The sequence below is a fragment of the Streptomyces sp. MBT53 genome (assembly GCF_016654115.1).
Classification (GTDB): Bacteria; Actinomycetota; Actinomycetes; order Streptomycetales; family Streptomycetaceae; genus Streptomyces.
Window position 1 is genome coordinate 1 of the sequence record NZ_JAEQAZ010000377.1, and the last position, 3,880, is coordinate 3,880.

Genomic DNA, 3,880 nt, shown 5'->3' on the forward strand with positions numbered 1-3,880 from the left:
GGTCCACGGTCCGGGGCGCGCGGGGGGCGCTCCGGACCCCGGATCCTTTCGCCCGCTCAGGGGCCGGGCCGGCCGTTCAGAACCCGGCCGCGCGTGCCGCCGCATACACCTCGGCGTTCACGTCCTTCAGTTCCTCCGCGTCCCGGGCGGCCCACGAGAGGTCGACCAGGAACTCGTCGAGGCCGATGCCGTCGTACGCCATCAGGTCGGTGACGATCTGCTCGACGTCGCCCTGGAAGGGGCGGCGGTCCGGGCCCTCGTAGCGCTTGGCGGTGTAGTCGGGGTTGACGCGAACCACCGTGCGCAGCGGGCGGGTTCGGCCCCGCTCGGCGGCGAGGTCCTGCAACCGGCTCCGGCTCGCGGCCACTTGATCGGGGCCGTCGGCGTACGGCAGCCAGCCGCGGCCGAGGCTGCCGAGGCCCGCGACCACCCGGCCGCCGCTCGCCGCGTCCAACGTGGCCAGGGACTTGGCGAGTTGGAAGGGGATATGCAGCGGGGCGACCAGTACGGCGGTCCCCAGTTCGGCCCGCTCGGTGGCCGCCGCCGCGAGGGTCAGCGTGACCAGTGGCTCGGCCACGCCCCGGTAGGCGTCGGGCCACGGCAGGCCGGGGACGCCGTAGAGCGGCTGGGTCCGGGGTTCCGGGAACAGGGCGCGTTCGTACACCCAGAGGCTGTCGTATCCGATGGCCTCGGCGGCGCGGGCCACGTCGGGCACGTCCTTGCCGAGGTCGTACTGCCGATTCTGCGGGAGACCGATTCCCAGCCAGGTCGTCATGCCGATGCGTTCCTCTGCGGTCGGTTGCGCGATCAAGTCGGTGTGGTGGCGAAGTGGCTGTTCGTCAGCGGCCGGACAGCAGGCGCAGCATGGCGGCGTACTCGCCGCGGGCCTCGGCGAACCGGATCGGCTCGACGGCCTTGACGAGGATCTCGTCGGCCTGTTCGCCGGCGCCGAGGATGGTCATGACCTCGTCGAGGAAGGCGTCGAGAGGAATCGCGGTTTCCGAGTCCTCCTGGCCCATCAGGGCGGTGCGCACGGCCGGAGGCACCAGTTCCAGAACCTCGACGCTCGTGTCCGCCAGCTGGACGCGCAGGCTCTCGGTGAAGGAGTGGACGGCGGCCTTGGTGGCGTTGTACGTCGGCGCGATCGGCAGCGGGACGAAGGCCAGTCCGGAGGAGACGGTCATGATCGTCGCCCGCGGGCGAGTGGCGAGGTGTTCGGTCAGGGCGGCCACGAGGCGGATGGTGCCGAGGAGGTTGGTCGCCACCGTCGCCTCCGCCACGGCGAGGAAATCGGGGTGGTGGAGATCCTCCGGCAGCATCATGCCGGCCATCGTCACCAGGATGTCGAGGTCGGGAAAGCGTCGCAGGAGCTGCGTGGTGACGTCCCGGACGGCGGCCGGGTCGGTGACGTCGAGCACGACGGACTCGATGCCGGGGTGCTCCGAGACGATCTGTTTCAGTCTGTCCTCGCGGCGCCCGGAGACGATGACCCGGTTGCCTGCCGCGTGCAGCCGCAGCGCCAGTCCGAGTCCGATGCCGGAGGTCGCTCCGGCGACGAGGACGGTGTTGCCTGAGGCGTTCAAGGGGTTCCCACCTGAAGAAAGACGCTTACCGAAAAAGGACAACGGGACGGGCCGCGGCGGGTGATACGGGGCCACGAGGGCCCGGCATCACCCGCCGGCGAGTGGCTCAGTGCTGGTTGATTGCCGAGGCCCAGTCGAAGTTCACGCCCATGTCGGAGTACATCTTCGAGTAGCCGACGAAGCAGTCGAACTTCTCGACCTTGCCGTTCTTCAGGTACCAGAAGTCGGCGGTCGGGGCGTCGACCTTCTGCCCCTTGCCCTTGACGACGCCGCCCGTCGGCGCCTGGAGCCGGCCGTCGAACGTGCCCTGGATCGACAGCTCGATGCTGATGGTGTCGCCGTTCACGGTGATGCGCTTGAGGTCACGGTGGACGTTGGAGAAGAGGCCCTTCATGTACGGCAGCACGTTGCCGAGCGCCTTACCCCGGTAGGCGACGCCGGGGACCATGTCGTTGAAGACGCCGTCCTTGGCGAAGCTGTTGACGAAGGTCGGGACGTCGATGTGGCTGCCCTCGGCGACGTAGTAGTCGCGCAGGACGATCGCGAGGTTGGTCTTCTCGTGCTTGGTCAGGTGGCGGTCGGTGAGCGGCAGCGCGGCCAGCTGACGCGCGGTCAGGGTCGGGGCGGCCGTGGCGTTGTGGGCCGGCGCCTTGTGGTGTGCGGGGCTCGCGGCCTGTGACGGTACGGCGGCGATGGAAAGACCACCCAGAACAGCTACCGCGGTCGCGGCGGTGATCGACTTCCGGCTGAGCAGCTTCATGACGCATTCCTTCACGTTTGTTCTCAGGATCCGGGAGCCGCACAGCAGCGGTCCCCCGCTCGCTCTTAGTTAATCAAGCGATGGCTTGACTTTATGGAGGGCCGCAGCAAGCTGTCAAGCCACTGTTTGAATTGTGTGGCTGACCAGCCGCCGGTCACTTGACGATGCAGTCAAACAAGTGATTGACTACATGGCGTGATAAGGGTGAAAAAGACGGACCTGCGCCGGGAGGCCGGTCAACGCACACGGGACGGGCTGCAGTCGGCCGCCCTGGAGTTGCTCGCACAACGAGGCCAGGAAGGCGTGACACTCCGCGAGATCACGGATCGCGCCGGGGCCAACGTCGCGGCGGTGAGCTACCACTTCGGGTCGCTCAAGGCACTGTGCGACGCGGCGATCGAGCACGCGCTGGAACAGTATCTGGACGCCCAGATGGCGGCGATCGACTCACTCGGCCCCGACGCGACACTCGAGGAAGTGGCCGCGGCGTTCGCCGGGCCGATGATGCGCGCGTTCGCCGTCGGCGGGCAAGACCTGGCCGTGATGCGAACGGTCGCCCGCATCGGCATCGAGCCGCCCCAGGGCTGGGAGCGCCTGACCGGCAAGTTCGAGAAGAGCCGCCGGGACGTGCTGCGGGTACTGGGGCCGAACATCCCCGGGGTCGACGAGGAGGAGCTGATCTTCCGTACACGGTGCGCGGCCGGTCTGCTGAACTGGCTGGCACTGGCCCCTATCGGCACCGAGCTGGCGGCCTTGCCCGCCGAGCGGTTGGAGCGGCAGTTGGTGCCGGTGGTGGCGGGGGCGTTTCGGGGGAGTGCGGGGTAGCGGTGGATGCGCCTGCTCTACGGCGCTTGTCCGCGGGCCGGCAGTTTGGCCGGTTCGGCTGGATCGGAAAGTCGGCTGGTTCGGTCGGCTCGCTCGGCTCGGTCAGCCGAGTGGCCCGGTGCCGTTTCTCCCGCAGGATGCCTACCTGGACAGTCCATCGACTGGAAGCGAACGGCGACGCTGTGCTCGACGCACTCGACGCCGACCCCGACGAAGGGCCCCGACCGGCCCATAAGACCAGGTCAGAGCCCTGATGGCAGACGAGCCGGGCCGTACGCCGGGTTCTGTTTCCGGGAGGGCCTCACGGTCCTCCCGGCGACGGCCATCCATCTAGGACCGGTGTTGCCACCGGCCTCGTGCGGTCTACCCGCGGACTCGGGCGGGCAGCCCTCGAACGTCCGCGCAGAGCGCGCTTTTCACGGCGGCGCTCCTTTTGACCTTGCTCCGGGTGGGGTTTACCTAGCTGCCCAGGTCACCCTGGGCACTGGTGGTCTCTTACACCACCGTTTCACCCTTACCCGGCGCCGAAGCGCCGGGCGGTCTGTTTTCTGTGGCACTGTCCCGCGGGTCACCCCGGGTGGCCGTTAGCCATCACCCTGCCCTGTGGAGCCCGGACGTTCCTCGGGAAGTTCCCGCCAGGGGCACTTCACGCGGCCGTCCGCCCGGCTCGTCTGCCGTGTCGACCATGCTACCGGGCGGACGGCCGCGTGAA

General features: G+C 68.9%; 4 protein-coding genes and 1 other RNA gene. 1 reads left to right on the top strand and 4 read right to left on the bottom strand.

The window, feature by feature from the left end; all coding sequences use genetic code 11:
• Positions 1-76 precede the first annotated feature (76 nt).
• From JHN45_RS51120 to JHN45_RS51130, 3 genes are all read right to left on the bottom strand, one after another.
• Positions 77-775, bottom strand: a complete 699-nt coding sequence (locus JHN45_RS51120) for an LLM class flavin-dependent oxidoreductase (RefSeq protein WP_201056325.1) — start codon at positions 773-775, stop codon at positions 77-79.
• 64 nt (positions 776-839) lie between these two features.
• A complete protein-coding gene (locus JHN45_RS51125; protein WP_201056326.1) occupies positions 840-1,583 on the bottom strand; it encodes an SDR family oxidoreductase in 744 nt (247 codons plus the stop codon).
• Between the two features lie 106 nt (positions 1,584-1,689).
• On the bottom strand, positions 1,690-2,343 hold the full coding sequence (locus JHN45_RS51130) for a nuclear transport factor 2 family protein (RefSeq protein WP_200717555.1): 654 nt from the start codon (positions 2,341-2,343) through the stop codon (positions 1,690-1,692).
• A 204-nt stretch (positions 2,344-2,547) separates the two neighbouring features.
• On the opposite strand from JHN45_RS51130, the gene JHN45_RS51135 reads away from it, so the two are divergent.
• Complete coding sequence (locus tag JHN45_RS51135; protein WP_201056327.1) at positions 2,548-3,168, top strand: TetR/AcrR family transcriptional regulator; 621 nt, start codon at positions 2,548-2,550, stop codon at positions 3,166-3,168.
• 257 nt (positions 3,169-3,425) lie between these two features.
• Here JHN45_RS51135 and rnpB read toward each other — a convergent pair.
• Positions 3,426-3,838, bottom strand: an RNA gene (gene rnpB, locus JHN45_RS51140) — RNase P RNA component class A.
• Positions 3,839-3,880 lie beyond the last annotated feature (42 nt).

What these genes read in the sequence shown, in the direction of transcription:
- JHN45_RS51130 (WP_200717555.1), bottom strand. Translation starts at nt 2,343, where the DNA reads ATGAAGCTGCTCAGCCGGAAGTCGATCACCGCCGCGACCGCGGTAGCT.
- JHN45_RS51120 (WP_201056325.1), bottom strand. Translation starts at nt 775, where the DNA reads ATGACGACCTGGCTGGGAATCGGTCTCCCGCAGAATCGGCAGTACGAC.